Annotated in this window: 16 protein-coding genes; 2 read left to right on the forward strand and 14 right to left on the reverse strand. The window is 33.1% G+C overall.

Annotated elements, in window-relative coordinates; all coding sequences use genetic code 11:
• Positions 1-3: 3 nt before the first annotated feature.
• On the reverse strand, positions 4-1,497 hold the full coding sequence (locus tag ACP5P5_RS01975) for a xylulokinase (RefSeq protein WP_428284435.1): 1,494 nt from the start codon (positions 1,495-1,497) through the stop codon (positions 4-6).
• A gap of 170 nt (positions 1,498-1,667) precedes the next feature.
• Between ACP5P5_RS01975 and ACP5P5_RS01980 the strand changes: the two genes are divergently transcribed.
• Complete coding sequence (locus ACP5P5_RS01980) at positions 1,668-2,519, forward strand: AraC family transcriptional regulator (RefSeq protein WP_428284436.1); 852 nt, start codon at positions 1,668-1,670, stop codon at positions 2,517-2,519.
• Here ACP5P5_RS01980 and ACP5P5_RS01985 read toward each other — a convergent pair.
• The 4 genes from ACP5P5_RS01985 to ACP5P5_RS02000 form a co-directional block, all read right to left on the reverse strand.
• On the reverse strand, positions 2,516-3,376 hold the full coding sequence (locus ACP5P5_RS01985) for a universal stress protein (RefSeq protein ID WP_428284437.1): 861 nt from the start codon (positions 3,374-3,376) through the stop codon (positions 2,516-2,518). The genes ACP5P5_RS01980 and ACP5P5_RS01985 overlap by 4 nt on opposite strands.
• A 147-nt stretch (positions 3,377-3,523) precedes the next feature.
• Complete coding sequence (locus ACP5P5_RS01990; RefSeq protein ID WP_428284438.1) at positions 3,524-4,417, reverse strand: OmpA family protein; 894 nt, start codon at positions 4,415-4,417, stop codon at positions 3,524-3,526.
• A gap of 136 nt (positions 4,418-4,553) precedes the next feature.
• Entirely contained in the window at positions 4,554-5,945 is a 1,392-nt protein-coding gene (locus tag ACP5P5_RS01995) for a sensor histidine kinase (protein WP_428284439.1), read from the reverse strand.
• Positions 5,946-5,991: 46 nt separating this feature from the next.
• Entirely contained in the window at positions 5,992-6,714 is a 723-nt protein-coding gene (locus ACP5P5_RS02000; RefSeq protein ID WP_428284440.1) for a response regulator transcription factor, read from the reverse strand.
• A gap of 180 nt (positions 6,715-6,894) precedes the next feature.
• Between ACP5P5_RS02000 and ACP5P5_RS02005 the strand changes: the two genes are divergently transcribed.
• Positions 6,895-8,238: a chloride channel protein gene (locus ACP5P5_RS02005; protein WP_428284441.1), complete on the forward strand. Its 1,344-nt coding sequence runs from the start codon at positions 6,895-6,897 to the stop codon at positions 8,236-8,238.
• A 139-nt stretch (positions 8,239-8,377) separates the two neighbouring features.
• Here ACP5P5_RS02005 and ACP5P5_RS02010 read toward each other — a convergent pair whose 3' ends face one another.
• From ACP5P5_RS02010 to ACP5P5_RS02050, 9 genes are all read right to left on the reverse strand, one after another.
• Entirely contained in the window at positions 8,378-9,793 is a 1,416-nt protein-coding gene (locus ACP5P5_RS02010; RefSeq protein WP_428284442.1) for a RagB/SusD family nutrient uptake outer membrane protein, read from the reverse strand.
• Between the two features lie 52 nt (positions 9,794-9,845).
• Entirely contained in the window at positions 9,846-12,881 is a 3,036-nt protein-coding gene (locus ACP5P5_RS02015) for a SusC/RagA family TonB-linked outer membrane protein (protein WP_428284443.1), read from the reverse strand.
• Between the two features lie 292 nt (positions 12,882-13,173).
• Positions 13,174-14,034 carry an alpha/beta hydrolase gene (locus tag ACP5P5_RS02020; protein ID WP_428284444.1) on the reverse strand — a complete coding sequence of 287 codons (861 nt, stop codon included), beginning with the start codon at positions 14,032-14,034 and terminating at the stop codon, positions 13,174-13,176.
• Between the two features lie 11 nt (positions 14,035-14,045).
• On the reverse strand, positions 14,046-15,383 hold the full coding sequence (locus tag ACP5P5_RS02025; protein ID WP_428284445.1) for an MFS transporter: 1,338 nt from the start codon (positions 15,381-15,383) through the stop codon (positions 14,046-14,048).
• 5 nt (positions 15,384-15,388) lie between these two features.
• Positions 15,389-16,048, reverse strand: coding sequence for a bifunctional 4-hydroxy-2-oxoglutarate aldolase/2-dehydro-3-deoxy-phosphogluconate aldolase (locus tag ACP5P5_RS02030; protein WP_428284446.1), 660 nt, complete (start codon positions 16,046-16,048; stop codon positions 15,389-15,391).
• On the reverse strand, positions 16,041-17,060 hold the full coding sequence (locus tag ACP5P5_RS02035) for a sugar kinase (RefSeq protein WP_428284447.1): 1,020 nt from the start codon (positions 17,058-17,060) through the stop codon (positions 16,041-16,043). The genes ACP5P5_RS02030 and ACP5P5_RS02035 overlap by 8 nt, the downstream gene beginning before the upstream one ends.
• A gap of 122 nt (positions 17,061-17,182) precedes the next feature.
• Positions 17,183-18,583: a glucuronate isomerase gene (gene uxaC / locus ACP5P5_RS02040; RefSeq protein WP_428284448.1), complete on the reverse strand. Its 1,401-nt coding sequence runs from the start codon at positions 18,581-18,583 to the stop codon at positions 17,183-17,185.
• A 33-nt stretch (positions 18,584-18,616) separates the two neighbouring features.
• Complete coding sequence (locus tag ACP5P5_RS02045) at positions 18,617-20,257, reverse strand: UxaA family hydrolase (RefSeq protein WP_428284449.1); 1,641 nt, start codon at positions 20,255-20,257, stop codon at positions 18,617-18,619.
• 12 nt (positions 20,258-20,269) lie between these two features.
• A complete protein-coding gene (locus ACP5P5_RS02050; protein WP_428284450.1) occupies positions 20,270-21,811 on the reverse strand; it encodes a tagaturonate reductase in 1,542 nt (513 codons plus the stop codon).
• Positions 21,812-21,813: the final 2 nt, after the last annotated feature.

Below are 21,813 nucleotides of genomic sequence, written 5' to 3' on the forward strand. Positions count from 1 at the left end.
TTATTAAAGATGATTATTCAATTTGTCGTTTAATAATACCTCCCACTTTTCATATAGTGTGGCATAATGTTCCATTTTATATTTATCGGGTTCAATTATCTGAATGGGTTGCTGATATTTCATGGCATCTTTTATAGAAGAAAATACCCCTAAACCAATTGCTGCACCTAATGCCGCGCCGGCGCTACCATCATTGTTATATAAATGCAAAGGCACGCCCGTATTCTGAACAAAAATATCGGCAAACAATTGGCTTAAAAACATATTTGCTTTTCCTGCCCTAATTACTGAAGGCGAAAGTTGAATGGATTGCATAATATTTAAACCATATTTAAATGCAAAAGCAATTCCTTCTTGAGCAGCGCGATAAAAATGTGCTTCTCTATGTTTGTTTAAATCAATATTGGCAATTTGTGCAAACAATGTTTTATTCATTAAAATTCTTTCCGCACCATTACCAAAAGGCAGCATAAATAGCCCTTCAGAGCCGGCAGGTACCTGTTCAGCCAGTTCATTCATGTTTTCATAACTATGCATTGAACCGGTTATTTTTTTAAGCCAGCTGTTTAATATACCAGTTCCATTAATGCACAACAACACACCTATGCGTTGTAATTGATGTTGATAATTTACATGTGCAAAACTGTTAATGCGTGATTGTTGGTCGTAAATCAATTGTTCACTAACTCCATATATTACCCCTGATGTACCGGCGGTAGCAGCAAATTCACCCGGTTCAGAAACATTTAATGATAGGGCATTATTAGGCTGATCGCCTGCTTTATAGGTTACCGGAATGCCGGGCTTTAAGCCTAAATTTTCTGCAATACCTGTTAACAGTTCTCCATGTATAGAAAAAACAGGATGGATGTTTGGAAAGAATTGTTTACTAAAATTGAAATATTGCAGTAATTCATTACTAATTTGCTTTTCTTTAAAATCCCAAAATATGCCTTCTGACAAAGCAGATTCAGTTGTTGTGGTATTGCCGGTAAATTTCAATGCAATAAAATCGCCAGGTAACAATACCTGATGAATTTGATTGAAAATATGGGGTTCATTATCTTTTACCCAGGCTAATTTGGCAGCAGTAAAATTGCCGGGTGAGTTTAATAAATGCGATAAGCAAAATTCATTACCCAACGCATTCAATGCAGCATCACCATAAGGCACTGCCCTACTATCACACCAAATAATACTACTACGTAATGGTTGATATTGATTATCTATTAAAACCAACCCATGCATTTGGTAAGCAATACCAATAGCTTGAATGTGTTTGGGATTATAAAGCCGAGTAGCGTTTGCTTTTATTATAGCTTGTTGTACATCGCTCCACCACTGCTCCGGATTTTGTTCTGCCCATCCGGGTTGTAAACTTATGATATTGCGTTCAGATTCAGGATACTGAACTGTTACAATTGTTTTTGCAGTAGACAGTTCTACTACAGATACCTTAACCGATGAAGTACCCAGGTCAATCCCTAAAACATACATACTTTATCTATTTTCAAATGGCCTACAATAAATGCAATTAGAATTCATCAAAAATAGTTGTTAGTACAGAATGCAAACAACTGCTATTTTTAAAAAGAAATATGCTATCTTATCATTTATTTGTAGTTTTAGAAAATTTTTCTGATAAAATAGAGGTTATTTTATAAACTATGCAACCACTAATTCAAAAAATTCATATTGAACAAGATAGTTCCTTTGCCTGCAGAACTTACAGAACACCGAATTTTGAAACGAATTGGCACATGCATGAAGAATATGAATTAATTTTAATTACAGAAGGCACTGGAACAGCTTTGATTGGAGATTATGTAGGCAATTATAATACCGGAGATATTTTTTTCTTATCAGGTAACTTACCACATTGGTTTAGAAAAGCGCATCATAAAATGATTGGAAGTGCTATAGTAGTTCATTTTACCAAACAGTTTTGGGGAGAAACATTTTTAGCTTTGCCGGAAATAAAAAGTATTCATCAATTACTTACCAGTACAAACAATGGCATACAATTACAAAAAAATTTACGTACAAAAATTGCCAAGGATTTAATTATGCTGGAAAAGCTAAGTGGCTTTAATAGTATTACACAATTATTACAAAGCTTACATTCCATTAGCACTTCAAAAGAAATTTCAGTAATTACGGCAAATTTTTCTTTAACATCTTCAAGCAAAGAAAATTCTGTTATTGAAAAGGTATTTGAATATTCCTTAAAAAACTATTTAAAGCATATAACTTTAGAAGAAATTGCAGCCCTTGCCGAAATGAGTATACCAACGTTTTGTAGATTTTTTAAAAAGAATATCAAAAAAAGTTATTTTGATTTTTTGCAGGAATTAAGAATTGGTCATGCATGTAAATTACTCCAAGCAAGCAATGATAACATCATAGATATTTGTTACAATAGTGGCTATAATAGCTGGGCACATTTTAGTAAGCAATTTAAAAAAGTGAAGCAGGTTACCCCTTCGCAATACAGAAAACAATTTAAACCTATTTCTTAAATGTTCGATTGCATCATTAACACCTGTAATGGAGAAACAGGACTTAAGAAATTGTTCAATGAACGTTTTATAAAACTATTTTGGTTTTTGTTTTTTTCGGGGTTAATTAAAATCATATCGGCATTAATTTGTTGTGCATACTGAACTAAAATATCTGGAGCGCTAGCGCCTGATAGCATTTTATAATGTGGATTAAACCCTTCATCTTTCAACCGCTTATATGTAAGATAAAAAACATCTGCAATAACTTTCGATTGTTCTTCATTATCGTTTAAAATAGTTATTATATAAATTTGAGCATTGTATTGCCGAGCAAAGGCAGTGGCTAATTCAATTTTCTTATCAGGCAAAAAAGAATAAACAGGTATAAGAATTGATTTTATATTTTGCTGCACAAAGCCGCCATTTACGCTTAAAATAGGGCAGTTAGCATTTTGAACAATGTAATTATGGTTAATACCGGCTGAATAATACAAATTTTTTAAGCTTTGTCGAATAGATAAAACCAAATCAATTTGGTTCTCATGTATGTAATGTACTAAGGCTGTATTAATGGACCCATCTATAAGAACGCTTGTATAAACGGCTACTTCCGGAATTGTTTTAAAAACTACTGTTTGTAATTCATTTAAAACAATGTCTGCCTCTATTTTTTTTTGTAACATTCGTTTATTCTTAAGCTGCTTATTACTGTCTTGTTTAAACCCTAAAATACTTTTCCAGTTTAAATAAGGAATAACGAATACAAAATGCAGCTCTAAAGCAGGATTATCTGCAAATGCTGCTATTTTTTTTATTACAGTTTCTGAATTAATATTATAATTTATTAATACAAGTATTTTTTTAAAAGGTAGCATTTATACATTTTGGGATAAACAAACTTACATAACAAAAATTAGCAAGCTATTAAGAAGAAATTAGAAGTTTATTAAACAAAAAAGCCACGCTTAGAAAAGTGCGGCTTTAATTAACCCTGCTTGAGTATATGAGAAAACCTTAAATAGTTATTGATTATTCTTTTCCAATAATTTAAAGAATTGATCAAGCTGTGGAAGAATAATAATTCTTGTTCTTCTATTAGCAGCTCTACCCTCTTTTGTATCATTAGGAGCAACCGGCGCATATTCACTACGACCTGCAGCTGTAATTCTCCTTGGATCTATTTGATAATTATTTTGCAAAATCCTAGTAACAGCAGTTGCACGTTTAACGCTCAAATCCCAGTTGTCCAATAAAACTCCATTACGATAAGGCTTTGAGTCTGTGTTACCTTCAACCATAAATTCAATATTAGGATGTGCATTTAAAACTTTTGCTACTTTTCCTAATACATACTTGGCTCTATTAGTAACTGTGTAACTACCACTATTGAAAAGTAACTTATCAGAAATATCTATATATACGACATCCTTTTCAACCTTGATATTAATGTCTGTATCATTTACATCACTAAGGGCACTCTTCAAATTCATTACCAAAGCCATATTCAAGGAATCTTTTCTGGCTAATGAACTTTGTAAATTAGCAATGTAACTATCTTTTGCATTTAAATTAGACAATGACTGTTTAATGCTTTCGGCTTGAGCACCAGAAACTACAGATAAATCCTTTAATTGGTCTAGCACTTGTGTGTTATTCTTCTTTAGAAAATCTATCTGCTTATTTAAGTCATCAATTTTAGCTAATAAATCAGCTTTTTGTTTTGCTAAATCTGTCTTTTGATCACTAGAATTTTTTAAGTTACCCTGACAATCTCTTAATTCGTTTTGCTTAGCAACATAAGCTGAATCAAGCTGAGCATATTTAGCTTCAGCAGTTCTTAATTTTTTGGGGCTTACACATCCTACTCCTATCAATAATAAGGAAGTTGCTGATAATATTGTTAAAGAAAGTTTCATTGAAAAAAAAAATTTTATGTTCATGAATTGTTTAAATATTTCTTTAAATAAAAGAGAATAATATTTAAAAACCAATGCAAGTTATGTGCTATTAATTAGCCGGCTATTAATACTAGATTAGAAAAGAATTAAAACTTTATATTAGGTGGAATGAGCGACCAATTGGGAGTACAATAGTAAACTGAGAGCCCTGACCTACTGTGCTGTTGATGGTAATATTTCCTTTATGCATTTTAATGATTCGTAAAGCAAGGGGAAGGCCTAAGCCAAACCCATGTTTACTTTCAGCTTCTTCCCCCCGATAGAAGGGTTGGAAAATTAAATCCAGATCTTTTTGTGAAATTCCAGGGCCATTATCTTTCACAATTATGTACAGCTCATTATCAGAAAATGAAAGTGAAACATTCGCCGTATGATTAGAAGAATACTTACAAGCATTCGTTACTATATTTTTGATAGCACTGAACAGTAAATCAGTATTACCAAAAACCAATAATTTATCCTCATTTTCCGGAAAAGTTTCAAAATGCAATTGCACATAATAATCTGTATTCGTTTTTCGCAGTTCAACAGGCAATCGCATAAGTAATTCATCAATACGAACCAATGAAAGCTCAATTCCATCACTTGTACCACTGGCTTTTGCAATTTCTAATAAACTTCTGGTTAATTGATTTAAATTTTTTACATCATCATATACAGAGGAAATGACAGATTTGTATTCATCAACCGTTCGCTCATTTTGTATTGTAATTTCTAGTTGACTGGATATAGCCGTTAATGGTGTAGACAATTCATGAGAGGCATTTGCAATAAACCTTCTTTGTATTTCAAATGATTCTTGCAAGCGATTCATTAAATCGTTAAAGGTGAAAGACAATTGGTATAATTCATCTTTGGGCTCTTTTAATTCAATTCTTCGGGATAAGTTTTGTGAAGAAATTTCTTTCACTTCTTTGGTAATTTTTTGTATAGGATGCACAATTCTTTCTGAAAAAAATAGTCCAGATAAAAAAGTAATTAATACACCAATAATGAAGCTAAAGAATAAAATTAATTTAAGCTCATCCAATTTTTGAAATCCGTCTTTATCAAATGCAGCACCCACAACAATATAACTAGTATCACCATCAGCATAATTCACTGCCACAACATCTCTTCCTTCATAATTAAAAAAATAGGTGCCTTTTTCTTTTGCTTTTAAAAGAATGTTAGCATTGATTGGAACCGGAGTAACATTGTCATCAGCGTAGCTATATATAATGTTGCCTGCTTTATTAAAGATTTGAAAACTTTTTTGATCTAAAGAAATTTGTGTTATCTCATCAATTCTTCTAAGTAAGTTTGGATTAATGCCTGATACCTTAAACAATAAACTAACAGTAGTAACCGCTCGGTTTTTGATACGTTCCCTAAAAGAAAAAGCCCTATTTAAATTTGAGAAATAAAATATTGAAGCACACAGTAACAGTAATATGAACGATACAACAAGGGTAAATAAAACTGCAATGCGATATTTAATCTTCATAAGGGGTAATTAAAATTATTGTAATACAGCATATAGTAATACTATATTAACGGTTATACTCCTCTTTTAAAACGTATCCCATTCCTACTTGCGTATGAATTAATTTAACCGGAAATTGTTTGTCAATTTTATTTCTTAAATAATTAACATATACATCAATAACATTGGTTTGTGTATCGAAATCAATATCCCACACTTTTTCAGCTATGTCAGCACGGGAAAGTACTCTGTTTCTATTTCTCATGAAATATTCCAACAATTGAAATTCTTTAGCAGTTAAAATAATTTTTTGGTCACCTCGTTTTACTTCTTTACTATCTAAGTTCATTTCCAAATCAGCCACACGTAATATATTTCCCATTGGGATTTGTTGATTAAGGGTACGTTTCAACAAAGCTCGGATTCTAACCAACAGCTCTTTAAACTCAAATGGTTTTATAACGTAATCATCTGCACCTGCATCAAACCCTTCTATTTTATCATCGGTAGTACTGAGAGCAGTTAGCATGATAACGGGTATATGTTGATTGTGTGTCCGAACAAACTTACATAATTCATATCCATTCATACCCGGCAAATTCACATCTAGTATAATCAAATCGTACTCATGTTGTTGAAAAAGTCGTTTTGCAATAGTCCCATCAAAAACTGCTTCAACATAATACCCATTTTCCGATAAGCCTTTTTTTAAAGCTTGCGCAATTTTTGATTCATCTTCAACCAATAATATTTTTTTTTCATCCATAATCATCATTCTTTTGATTTTCAAAAATTTTATTTGAATTAGAAGTAATTAAAAAGCAAAAATGGGTTTATAAATAGGTAAAAAAGCATTTCTAATTGTTTATTAATTTATTCACTGTGAATAAATTCTGACCTTTGCACAGATTTTTGTATAAAATTATGCGAAATTTAAGTTTAAACCGTATTTTGAATATTAAGCGTAACCATGAATCATATTAACAAAATTAAAATTGCAGGAAAAAGACTTTACGACAATTTTCATAATGATAGAATCAGAAGAAATATTTTAGGCGCCATTCCTTATTGGGTTGCTTCCTTATTAGTAGGTTTAATTGCGGTATATTATGGCAAAGCTTTTTCATGGGCAGAAAGTTTAGGCATGAGTATTTATTTGAAAAATAAATACCTCCTTTTTATTATTCCACCCATTTCTTTTATAATTGCATGGTGGCTTGTTAAACAATTTGCTCCATTTGCTAAAGGTAGTGGTAATGCGCAAGTAATGGCTGCAATTGAAATTGCCAAACCAAATAATGAAGAAAAATTAACCAAATTATTGGGCATTAGAATTATTATTTTCAAAATTTTATCAAGTTTAGTATTCATTTTTGGAGGTGGAGTATTAGGAAGGGAAGGGCCAATAATACATATTAGCAGTTCGATATTTAGAAAAGTAAATGAATGGTTACCGGATTGGTGGCCGAAGATTTCAAAAAGATACATGATTATGACCGGAGCTGCTGCCGGTTTATCTGCTGCATTCAATACCCCATTAGGAGGTATTGTTTTTGCTATGGAAGAATTAACAAAATCGCATATTAGCAATTTTAGAACCTCCATTTTTTCTTCACTCATTATTGCAGGCTTAACCACACAAGCATTAGCAGGTCCATTTTTATATTTAGGATATCCCAACGTTGCACATTTATCCAATTTCATTTTTATTCCTGTAATGATAGTAGGAATAGTTGCCGGTATTTTAGGTGCAACAACGGGCTACTATGTTTTAAAAATTATAAAGTGGAAAGATGGTTTTAAAAAAACATACCAATCTATCTTATATATTGTAGTGGGCGCATTAATATTAGCCACAATTGCGTATTATATAGATATGCGGGTATTAAATTCAGGAAAGGATTTAATGACAAATATTTTATTTGAGAATAACAAACATTTGCCATGGTATTTACCCATATTAAGAACTGCAGGCATTATTATTTGCAACCCAATGGGTGGTGCTGCAGGAATTATGGTAAACTCTTTGAGTGCAGGATCAACAGTTGGAGCAGTTATTGCAGGATGGCTACATGCATCGGCAACTGATACTAATGTACTTATTTTAGCAGGTATGGTGGCTTTTTTAACTGGATTAAGCAGAACTCCATTTACATGTGCAATTTTAGTTTTAGAAATGACCGATAGACATACTCTAATTTTTCATTTACTTGTTGCGGCTATGATTGCAAATATGGTTGCGTTAATTATTGATAAACATTCGTTTTATGATAGAGTAAAAGAACGCTTGTTACATGAGTTGAATAAAGAATAGTTTCGTAAATAAACTTTTATAATTAACATTATAAGACAGGTTTTATCTAAGTTTTTATCGTTTTAATAGGAATTTCAAAAAAATAGGCTGACACTTCATTAAGTGCCAGCCTATTTAAATTAAAAGCTTCAACTTAAAACTAATATCCAGGGTTTTGAACAATATTCGGATTGGCAGTTAATTCTTGTTGAGGAATTGGTGCAACCCTTCTATTATCAGGATAAGGTATACTTAAATTAATATTATTAGGCCCTGCAGGAATAGATCCTGGGTTAGCAACACGATTAATAGGTAATTGTAATCTATTCATATCATACAATCTATCCCCTTCAAAAGCTAACTCCTTACGTCTTTCAGTAACAATTGCTTGAAGAAGTAAAGGACCAGTTACAGCATAAGGAACAGCAAGTGGATCACGTTGTGCTAGCAAAGCATTTAAATAATATAATGCATCTGTTTGGTTAGTTGGCAATGAAGCCTCCGCAGCAATTAAGTAAACTTCTGCCAATCTTATAACTTTTAAATTATCCCTATCTGTATTTTGCGCATTAGGAAACTTGGTTACGATGTATGCAGGAGAGCCACTTTTAGTAGTGCCGGGAACCAACAAGCCCCTTCTAACATCTGTAGGAGAATACAAATTATACAATTGGCTAGAACAATAAATATCATTATAACCATTATAATAAATACCACCTAAATCATCAAAGCCATTATTATTAATGGCATCACAATCAACTTCAAACATAGTTTCAACAGCATCAGTACGAGCAGCAGGATTTTGCCAAAAAGCTGCATAATTATTTGGGGTAACTAAAGTAAACGTACTATTATTAATTACATCTACAGCTGCACTTTTAGCATCGGCATAATCGCCCATGTATAAATAAGCTCTTGCCAGTAAACCTTCAGCAGCATATTTGCTAATTCTAACTGAGGTACTGTAAGCAGGAGCATTGGCAACTGCCATCTTTAAATCACTAATAATTTGACTGTATACTTCACTTACTTTATTTCTTGCCGGAAATAGGTTAGGATTGAAATGCAATATTATAGGAACGCCTAAAGAAGTTGAATCTACAGTATAGGGTTGCGCATAAATATTAACTAATTTAAAGTATAAAAGTCCTCTTATAGCGTAAGCTTGTGCCTTGATAGCTGCTACATTTGGTCCGGTAACATTAGCATCAATAATATTGTTAACACGCAAAATGTCGATATAAGCTTGATTCCACATTTCACCAACAACAGCATCACTAGAAACAACACTATAATTGTATTGTGACAAATAGCGACCAGAATTTTTTGTTTCGACATAAGTATTATCTGCCTGTAAATCACCAATTACAGGAAAATCTCTACCGTAAAGAGATACAGCACGTAACCCAGCATAGGCACCATTCAAGGCATCTTGTAATCCTGATTCTGTATTTAAAGCTTGAGTAGCAGGTACTGAATCATTTGGATTTTCCACAATAAAGTTTTTGCTACACCCCATTAGAATTAATGCAGATGAACAAAACGTAAGGGCATATTGTTTTAGAAAACTTTTCATTGTAAAATATTTTTATTATAATAATTATAAATATTTAATTTAAATTCAGGTATTACAAACCAATTTTGATACCACCAGCAATTGTTTTAGGAATAAAAACTTCTAAGTTGCCTATTCCATTAATACCGGCTTCAGGATCAAAAGCTAAGTTTTTGTCAACCCCAAATGTGAATAAATTTGTTCCTCTAACATATATGGTAACATTCTTTAAATATGCTCTTTTTACTAAAGATCCAGGCAGTGTATAATTTAACTGAATATTTCTTAAGCGAACATAATCACCTTTGTAGATGTATCTCGTAGATGTACGATAACCATTCTTATTGCCACCATAAATAATTTTGGGAACATTTGTAATATCACCTGGATTTTTCCATGCATTTAATTGTGTATTCAACTGATTGAACCCACCATAATATGCCCCATCACTATTTAAATAAGCACCCCATTGGTCAAACAAATAGTTACCATAGTTATAAAATAATTGTGCGTCTAAAGAAAAGTTTTTGTATACGAACGTATTGTTCAATGAACCATAATATTTGGGTGCTGCAGAATAGCCTGTTAAGGCTAACTGGGTTGCAGAATAATTATTTGTTTTTGTTTTTTTAGTAGCATCTGTATACCAATTTGGGTCTCCATTGCTTGGATCAACACCAGCCCATTGACGCAAGTAAAATTCTTGTAAATCATGACCCACAGTATAATAGAATGGAGAAGAACTAATAGACTTATTTTGAAATAATGATTCTACCCTATTTTTGTTATGTGCGAAATTGAAAGATACAGTCCATGAGAAATTTTTAGTAACAACCGGTTTTCCACCTAAAGTAATTTCAATACCCTCATTTTTTACGCTACCAACATTACTTAATTGACCACCTGGGAAGCCGGAAGTCGGTGACAAGGTAGTATTAGCCAATAAATCGGAAGTAACTCTATTATAATAATCAATAGTTCCAAATAATCTATCTTTAAAAATGCTAAAATCAACACCCACATCAAAGGGTTTATTTTTTTCCCATGTTAAGTTGGGATTCCCGATATTTGAAGGTGCACTACCCGGTATACCTGTATAGTTATAACCATACCCATAAGTTGCAAGCGCTTGATAGTTTCCAAAGCCCAATGAATTACCATTAGAACCATAAGATGCTCTTAGTTTCAATAAATTAATCCATGTTATGTTCTTAATGAAATCTTCTTCATTAATATTCCATGTAGCACCTACAGAAAAAAAGTTTCCATACCGATTATTTACTCCAAATACAGAAGAACCATCTCTTCTAAAACTTCCACTAAGAACATATTTGTTTTTAAAATTTATATCTGCATTAGAAAAAATTGAGTTTGTAGCATTACCACTCGGCAAAGCATATGCAGATGTGGGTGTAGCAGCCGAAGCTAGATAAGTTAATGCTAATGTACTAGGAAATCCTTGAGCGCCGGATTGCAACGTATAATATTTATATTGCTGCGCTTCATAACCTAATTTCAAATCAAAGTAAATATCGTTTGCTTTGTTCAAATTTTGCTTAAAGTCTGCAAAGTTACTCCAAGTCCAATCAAATACTCTTGTAAAAGCAGAAAAAGCATCCCCACCATGAGCGTATCCATCACCATAAAAAGGGTTACGATATTGATCTTCCTGAATGTTGAAATATTCACCTGAGTAACGGCTAGTGAATTTCAAGTTCTTTAAAATTTGGAATTCACCTGATACATAGCCCCTAAAAGTAGTTTGTTTGGCAGTATTTTTATTATAAGCTGCTTGTACTAATGGGTTGTATATACCTCCATTTAAAGGAAATTCTCCTTGTGGATCATTGTATTTCAAAGAACCATCAGCGTTACGAGGTGAATACCATGGCAATAAGAAGAAAGATTCTAATACTGGATTAGAAAATGAACCTCCGTTAGTTGGGGTTGATTGTTCACTGGTACTTCCATTTAAACCTGTGGCAAATGTTATTTTATCACTGACATGATGCGTAATAGATAAACTCCCATTATACCTTTTAAAATAGGTATTTAGAGTAGTACCATCTTGATTAAAATAACCACCACTTGCATAAAATTGTGTTTTATCATTGCCTCCACTTAAACTAAGATTGTATTGTTGTTGAGACGCATGTGGCTGATTTACAACATTATACCAGTTTGTATTTACAGTAGAATCAACACCAAATCCATTTACTGGATCAAATATAATAGCATTAGCATCTGTGTTATTTGCGGCATAACCAGCATTAATTAAAGCTTGCTGATAAACTGTAACGGACTGGGCAGTAGTTAATGGTTTAACTTTAGGATCGTAAGCTCTGCTATTGTCACCAATTTCTGTACTAAAATTTATACGTGTTTGGCCTGCTTTCCCCTTTTTTGTAGTAACTAATATTACTCCATTTGCTGCACGTGAACCATAAATTGAGGTTGCAGCTGCATCTTTTAAAACTGTTATACTTTCTATATCATCAGGATTTAAAGAACTTAATACGTTGGCTGTTGTAGTATTAACAGTAAAATCTCCAGTTGAGGCAATTACTCCATCAATAACCCAAAGTGGGGACGCACTGGCATTAATAGAACCAATTCCGCGTATACGTATATCAGTTGCTGAACCGGGAGCACCAGATGAAGACGTTGATTGCAAACCGGCAACTGCACCTTGCATTGCTTTATCAACAGACGTGAAAGGTTTATCTGCTACTTCTGAGCCACTAATAGTTGCAACTGAACCTGTCACATTTGTTTTTTTAGTTGTACCATATGCTACAACCACAACTTCTGATAAATCAGATGAGCCTCTTTGCATTTTTACCATCATATTATTTGTGATGGGAAGTTGCAATGGAGCAAAATTGACTGCAGTAAATGATAGTGATTTTGCAGATTCCGGCACCTGAATGGTGAAACTTCCATCTTCACCAGAACTAGTACCTAACTGTGTACCCTTGACTAAAACAGATACACCAGAAAGTGGAGTGCCATTTTCATCAACAATTTTTCCCTTTACTGTTCGGGGTTGTGCTAACAGTGAACCGGCTGTCACTAGTAAGCATAAAAACAAGGTTAGAAATTTTCTCATGTGTTTAATATTTGGTTTTTAGAATGAGCACATTAAAAAAGGGGAGGTTATTTGTAATCATCCCTAAAATTTTTCTATTCAATTTTTAATTTAAGAAATGAGTACACTTAGTGAAAAAAAGCTGCACCATTCCTCATTAAAAAGTTAAATAATTTTTATTTAACAATGAGTGGTGAAGTTATTACTCCATGTGCATTTGAAAGTCTTAAACAAAATTATAATATACTTAAACAATGCTTAAAATAAAATTAAAAGAAGACATATTTAAACTTGCAAAAGCTCACTTTTATAATTAAAGAAAGTGACATTCTTTTAACCATGCTACTACCTGTTGTGGCCATTGACTTAACCATGGATCATTTTCTGCCATTCCAAAACCATGTTTACCATGATCATAAATAAATAATGCTGCAGGAATATGATTGGCCAATAATTGTTCATAATACATTATGCTGTTTTGTACGGGCACCGTTTTATCATCTCCGGCTTGAATAATAATTGCAGGTGGAGTATTAGGAGAAATATTTTTTTCTACTGAAAGTTGTTTAATTAAATCTGCACTTGAATCTTCTCCCAAAAGCATTTTTTTGCTACCTGCATGTGCATAAGGATTTTCCATTGTAATGACAGGATAAACCAAGATAGAAAATGAAGGAGTAAAAGTTTTAGGGTTTAAGGGATTCAATGTACTTATAGTTGCAGCTAAATGCCCACCCGCAGAAAAACCCATTATACCTATTCTGTTTTTTTGTATATGAAAAGAATCAGCATGATCATAAATATAATTAAGTGCTTTATTGGCGTCATTATATTGTGCCGGATAGCCATGCCCATGCAGCATTTCATCATTAACACGATAATGTAATACAAACACGTCAATACCATTTGAATTGAAAAATTTTGCAGGCTTAACACCTTCCTTCTCCCATGCTAAATACTTGTAACCGCCACCAGGACAAATTAAAATTGCAGTTCTAGGATTGTTGGAAAGTTGATTGGTTGCCAGGTAGTATTCCATATAGGGCTTAACTGTATCAAAACCATTTTTAATTATATTACTATCACTATCGGCATACAAATAAATACGTTGTTGAGCATTTACCATACTAGGTATTGAATAAATAATGAGTATAAAAAAAACAACTAAACGCATAACGAAATAAATTATAAATCAGCAATGGGAGAAAATTTGGGCACTAGTACTTTCATAATTAGCCATGCAATAATGTATGCAAAAGCACACACTAAAAATAAAATTAAATACGCAGTTTGAGGATTATTTTTAAAAGCATCCGTTAACCATCCGGCCATTAACTGCATTAATACCCCTCCTATTCCACCCGCAAGACCTCCTATACCTGTTACCGAACCAACTGCTTTCTTAGGAAACAAATCCGATACCGTTGTAAAAATATTCGCCGACCATGCCTGATGCGCAGCTGCAGCAATACAAATAACAATTAAAGCATAAATGTAAGCAGTATTGCCAAAAATTGATACATTGCCAAAATACTGAGTAGTTACTAGTATAATCGGTAACAGTGCTATAATAAACATTGCTTTCATTCTTGCTTGATAAGTTTCCATTCCTTTATTAATAAAGTACATTGGAAATCCTCCGCCGGCAACACTTCCAATAATGGCTATACCATAAACAGTAAATAAAGGCAACATTATTGCTTCACCTTGCATATTAAATTGTTTTTTCATATAGTCAGGTAGCCAAAACAATAAAAACCACCATACACCATCAGTTAAGAACTTACCTATAAAAAATGACCATGTTTGACGGTAGGCTAATAATTTAATCCAAGGTATTTTATTTTTATCAGACTTTACTTCAACATTACTTACATCATCACTGTGTATATGTTCGAATTCTGCCTTCGATAATTTTTTATGTTTAATAGGTGTTTGATAGATAGCAAACCAAAAAATCAACCATATGAGTCCAATAGCCCCAGTTAATAGAAAAGCCATTTGCCAACCCTCTAGTGAATTATTAAACCAAGTATGAGCAGCTAACCATGGTACTAATAAAGCTGCAACCATTGCACCAACATTAGCACCACTATTAAAAATACCTGTTGCCAATGCCCTTTCTTTTTTAGGAAACCATTCTGCCACAGTTTTTATAGATGCAGGAAAATTTCCCGCTTCACCTATACCAAATAAACTTCTTACAATAACATGCTGATACACTGCGCCTCCACAAAAAGCATTAACCATTCCCATAAGCGACCAAAAACTGAGCGATATAGCCAACCCTAATTTAGTACCAATTTTATCTATTATAGCCCCGGCGAATATGGTAATTGTAGCATAAAAACCGGTGAACCAAGAAGTAATTAAAGCAAAGTCAGAATTAGACCATCCATACTTATCAGACAAAATAGGTTTTAAATATCCAATTACTTGTCTGTCCATATAGTTAATAGTGGTAGAAAAAAATAACAATGCAACAATCGTCCAGCGATAGTTACCTAACTTATTTCGATTCATTAATATTAGTTATGATTTGAAAAAAATTGAACCAAACGGGCAACTTTTTCAGTTAATTCATGCATATTCCCATTATTAATTACAGAAGAAGTAATTAATTTACTTCCTAACCCTACACCAACGGCACCGGACTTACGCCATTCCATGATGTTTTCTGTATTAGCTTCCACACCGCCGGTAATTAAAAAATCAATTTTAGGAAATAAAGGCTTAATGGCTTGTACATAATGGGGCTGCAATACATTACCCGGAAAAAGTTTAAGTAACGACCATCCCGCAGAATATGCTGTGTGTATTTCTGTAGGCGTCATACAACCGGGAATCCATAAAATTTTATGCATGTAAGCAATATCTGATATATCAGCATCAAAAACAGGGCTTATCAAAACATCTGCACTTGCTTCAATAAACAATTGTGCATCGGTAGTATTGGTTATGGTACCCACACACAATAACAAATCCGGCATTGTTTTATTGCGCTCTTCAACTAAGATTTTAAAATTCGCTAGCGCTTTTTCACCCCTATTTGTAAACTCTATGGCACGAATACCACCTGCATACAAAGCCTTGCTTATTGCAATACATGTAATAGCATCATGATGATAAAACAGAGGTAGAATAATTGCATTTTTAATAATATGGGTTGTATTTTCTTGGCTAAGCATATTGTTGCATTATTTTTATAATATCGGGAATGGTTTGTTGTGTTACATCACCAAATTCATGTAATTTACCAAATGCAGCAGCAGCCGCAAAATTTATAATTTGCTGCGTTTGCATATTTTGCTCAATACCATATACCAACGCAGCCATAAAACAGTCGCCACTACCTACTTTATCTTTTACATTATTCGATTGCATTTCAGGTGAAACCCAAAATTGCCCTTCATGAAATAAACTTGCATAATATTGAAGGGAACCGTCAGGCATATCGAAACGAAAAGTATTAGCAACGGTATGGCATTTAGGAAATTGATTGATAATATAGGAAACTGTTGATTCCGCATGATGCAAATATTCATCCTTTGCCATTTTATCTTCATTAGGAAGATGCAATGGCGCACCTAATAATAAATTAGCCGACCAAATATTGCCCATAATTACGTGGCAATATTTTGCTAAAGAAGGCAATATTGTATCCGGTTTTCGGTTGGGGCTCCAGAGTGAAGCACGATAATTTAAATCGAGTGAAATGGTTATATTTTTTTTTGAAGCAGCCTCTAACATTTCTTCACAAACTTGTACAAGGGTATCATTCAACCCAGGTACAATTGCTGAAAAATGCAACCATTTAACATTGGCTAAAACATTCCCCCAATTGATTGTGCCGGGTTGCAATTCTGCAAATGCTGAGGCTTTTCTATCAAAATAAACCTGTTTATTTTTTACATCTGTTCCTTGCTGCAAAAAATACAACCCTATTCTATTTCCACCACGTTGAATTGCAGCAGTATCTATTTGTGCATGCTTTAATTGATTAATTATATCATCTGCAATAAAATTATTTGGCAAGGCTGTGCAGTAAGATACCGGCAACTTCCAATTAGCTAAAGCATGCGCTACATTTAATTCTGCACCACCTAAATACACTTGCAATTGATGTTGCGATAACCAATTGCTTGCTGCAGGTGGTGAGATTCTTAGTAACAACTCACCAAAACATAAAATTTTTTTCATTGTATTTTACTTAGTATCTATAATGCCAATAACCACTGTAAAAAATTAATCACCAATCATTCCAGATTTATGCTTTATAAAAAATGTTTAATGATTATAATATTTATTTCATTATAAAAAATCTACCAATTAAAATAGTTTTTAGCATTGTAAAAACAAATATCCAGTATTACCTTCCCTATCCAAGGTATATCATTTGGCAATTCGCCGTTTTCAATTTCTTCTCCAAATAAGTTACATAAAATTCTTCTGAAATATTCATGCCGTGGATAGGATAGAAAACTTCGTGAGTCAGTAAGCATCCCAACAAACCTACTTAACAAACCCATGTTAGAAAGCGCATTCATTTGTTTTACCATTCCATCTTTCTGATCTAAAAACCACCAAGCTGCACCAAATTGAATCTTTCCGGCAACAGAACCATCATTAAAATTTCCAATCATAGTGGCCATTAATTCATTATCGGCCGGATTCAAATTGTATAATATTGTTTTAGCCAATCGATCATCATTATCTAATTTTCCCAAAAATTTTGATAAGCTTTTTCCATACTTGAAATCACCAATTGAATCCCATCCTGTATCCGGTCCTAAAGTTTTTAACATTCTAGTATTATTATTACGCAAAGCGCCTAAATGATATTGCTGTACCCATCCTTTTTCCCAATCCCATTCAGCGAAATGCACCAACATAGCAGACTTGAATTTTCTTTGCTCTACCTCATTTAAATGTTTACCGGCATGTACTTTATTAAAAATACTATCAATTTCAGAACCGGTAAAATCTTCTGCATAAATTTCTTCTAACCCATGATCACTTACACTACAACCCATGGATGCAAAAAAATCGTGACGATTTTGCAACGCATACAAAAAATCATCGAATGACGAAATAGAAATATTTGTGATAGATTCCAGTTTTTTTACATACGCATTAAATTTTTCCGGATCAGCAACATTCATGGCATTATCAGGCCTAAAAGCAGGTAAAATAGGTATTTCAAAGGAATCGGCTTTTAATTTTTGATGATATTCTAATGTGTCAACAGGATCATCTGTAGTGCAAACAGTGTAAACATTCATTTTGCGCAATAAATTTTTTACAGAGTAATCCGGTTGATTTAACAACGCATTACAATGTTCATAAATTTTTTCCGCAGAATGTTCATTTAAAATATCGTTTATACCAAAATATCTTTTCAATTCTAAATGAGTCCAATGGTACAATGGATTCCTTAAAGTATAAGGAACTGTAGCAGCCCATTGCAAAAATTTTTCTTTATCGGAAGCATTACCGGTACAGTACATTTCACTTACTCCATTGGTACGCATTGCACGCCATTTATAATGATCTCCATATAACCATACTTGTGTAATAGTTGAAAACCGAGCATCATTAGCTATTTGCTGCGGTGATAAATGACAATGGTAATCAATAATTGGCATTTTTTCAGCATAATCATAGTATAGCTGAACAGCAGTTTTATTATGTAATAAAAAATTTTCGTCTAAAAATGTTTTCATATTTAAAATTTTACATAATAGTTTTTAAAAAAATTATAAACTCACCCCACGTTTCCACGGAATAAAATCATCTTGGTTCAGTTGAACAGCTTTAGGAATTACTTCACCACTTGCGGCTTTAATACAATATTCCAAAATCTGATTACCCATTTCTTCTATGGATAATACACCATCAATAACGGGACCGGTATTTATATCAATAATATCAGCCATTTTTTCTGCTAATAGGTTATTACTGGAAACTTTTATTACAGGACAAACAGGATTTCCGGTAGGCGTTCCTAAACCGGTTGTGAATAAAATTAAGGTTGCACCACTAGCAGCCTTGCCAGTTGTAGCTTCAACATCATTACCCGGCGTACAAACTAAATTCAAACCGGGCTTTACAGCTTCTTCAGTATAATCAAGTACATCCACAATTGGAGATGTACCACCTTTTTTTGCTGCCCCCGCACTTTTCATTGCATCAGTAATTAAACCATCTTTTATGTTGCCGGGAGAAGGGTTCATATGAAAACCCGAGCCGGATTGAATTGCGGCATTGCTATAAGCATGCATTAATTGTGTAAATTTATTGGCAATTGATTCATTATCCATTCTATCAATCAGTTCTTGCTCAACACCACACAATTCAGGAAATTCAGCCAATAAAACTTTACCACCTAAAGCTACTAACAAATCGGCGCAATAACCTACAGATGGATTGGCAGAAATACCACTAAAACCGTCACTGCCTCCACATTTAACACCTAATGTTAATTTAGATAACGGTGCAGGCTTTCTATCAATTTCATTAATCTGCATTAATCCTTTAAAAGTTTGCCGAATTGCTTCGGAAACTAAAGTTGTTTCATTACCAATTTGTTGTTGTTCAAAAACCAATAAAGGTTTATTGAATGTTGTATGATAACTTTTAATTTCATTGAGCAATTCAGCTAATTGCAAATTTTGACACCCTAAACTTATAACGGTAACACCCCCTACATTGGGATGATTAGCATAAGCAGCTAATAATTTTCCTAAAACTGCTGCATCCTGCCGAATACCACCGCAACCACCTTGATGGTTCAAAAATTTAATTCCATCCACATTTTTAAATAATCGGCGTTGAGATGGTTTTGCAATATTTTCAAATGAAACTGAATCAATTGGAATTTGCTTTTCATAAGCATCAACCAATTGCTGTGCAAAATTTTTATATTGATCTGTAACAGCATATCCCAAAGCACTATGTAAAGCCTCTTTAATTACGTCAAGATTTCTGTTTTGACAGAATACGGTTGGTATAAATAACCAATAGTTAGCAGTTCCCACACTACCATCTGCTCTATAATAACCATTAAAAGTTCTGTTTAAAAAAGCAGATACATCAGGTTTATGCCATATATATTTTTTTGATCGGTAAGCATATGGCTCGGCTGCATGTTTTAAGTTTGCAGTAGTTACTAATGATCCTGCCAAAGCGTTAGTTTGAGCCTTACCTACTAAAACACCATACATAATTACCGCATCACCGGGTTGCATGTTGTTAACGTAAAACTTATGTTTAGCTGTTATATCTTCTATTACAGTATATTCTTCATTAGCATATTCTAATTTTTCACCTTTTTTTAAATCACGCAAAGCAACAACAACATTATCATTTGGATGAATTTTAATAATAGCATTCTGCATAAATCATTTCATTTAATTAATTGAAGAAACCATTTGTTGATGCATCAATTCTTCCATAACTGTTAGCACATTATTTTGCTGCATATTGGTTAGGTATAATTCAATTTGAGTTTCTAAATTAGGCAAGAGAGCAGATTTTATATTTAAATAATTTTCGTTCGATAAAATAGTATCAATTATTGTTGAAAAATCAGCATTGCTTTTCCATAATTGATGTATTTGCAAGGCATAATCATCTTGTAATATATAAGTATTCTGTCCCTGCTGTTGAACCGGCTGTCCTTGTTCATTCACATTTGATTGCATGAAATATAAATATCCTGTAATTCCCAAGGCCATAAATTGCGGTACCGATTTAAATTGTTGCAGATATGCTTCAATTAGGGGAACATTGCGCATTTTCATTTTGGAAGTATATTGCATGGTAATATTTATCCATTGATGAGCAATGGCTGGATTTCTAAATCGATCCAATACTTGTAATGCAAATTGTTTAGCTTTTTGTTGCGTTAGTTTTTCACTTAATATAACCGGGGCAATTTCATAAAGCATTAAGTTGGTAACATAGGAAGCAAAAATGCGGTTGTCCATCGCCTCTTTAACAGTATTAAATCTTGCCAAAAATGCTAACCCACATGAAAAAGTATGCGTGCCATTTAATAAACGAAGTTTTAGTTCACGATATATGCTTATATCGTCTTCTATAATAACGCCAGCATCAGCCTTTGCAAAAGATAAAATATTTTTGGTAGAATGACGAGAAGTTTCAATGGCCCATAAACGATAAGCTTCGCTCATAATCATCAACTCATCTTCATATCCTAACTCGTGATTAAGGAATTTGGCATCATGCTGTGATAATTTTCCGGGAACAATTCTATCTACCAATGAATCACAAAAATCATTGGCTTCATTCAACCATTTCAAAAAGTCGTTGTTTAAATGATTGCGCTTTGCTAATTCAATAATAATTTCTTTTAACTTCTTTCCATTATTCACAATTAATTCAGTTGGAATAATGACCATTCCACTGCTGTCAGTGCCATTAAAAATGGTAAACCTATGATACAAAAATGCCAATAATTTTCCAGGAAAAGAAACAGGTGGTTCGGCAAAAATATCATCATCTTCCATTAATGAAATACCTACTTCTGTTGTATTGGATATTACTATTTGCATATTAGGGTTTGCAGCACAAGATAGAATGTCATTCCATTCATTGTGTACATTCAATACTCTACTAATAGCAGCATTCACCCAATATTCTTGTACTTTGACATTATTTTCAATTCCACGTACAACTAAAGTATATAATCCATCCTGTTCATTAAATGCATCAGTTGAACCGGCATTTGTGGATTTAACCACAACAATTCTACCATTAAAAAGTCCCTGTTTATTGGCTTTATCAATAAAATAATCGGGAAGTCCTCTTAATAAAACACCTGTTCCAAATTGAATAACCTTTTCCGGCAAAGAAAAAATTTCTTCACTAGGTATTGACAACTCCCTTGTTTTTTTAATAGCTGCTAAATTGCTTTTACATAATTTCATAC

The organism is Hydrotalea sp. (assembly GCF_049968455.1).
Lineage (GTDB): Bacteria > Bacteroidota > Bacteroidia > Chitinophagales > Chitinophagaceae > Hydrotalea.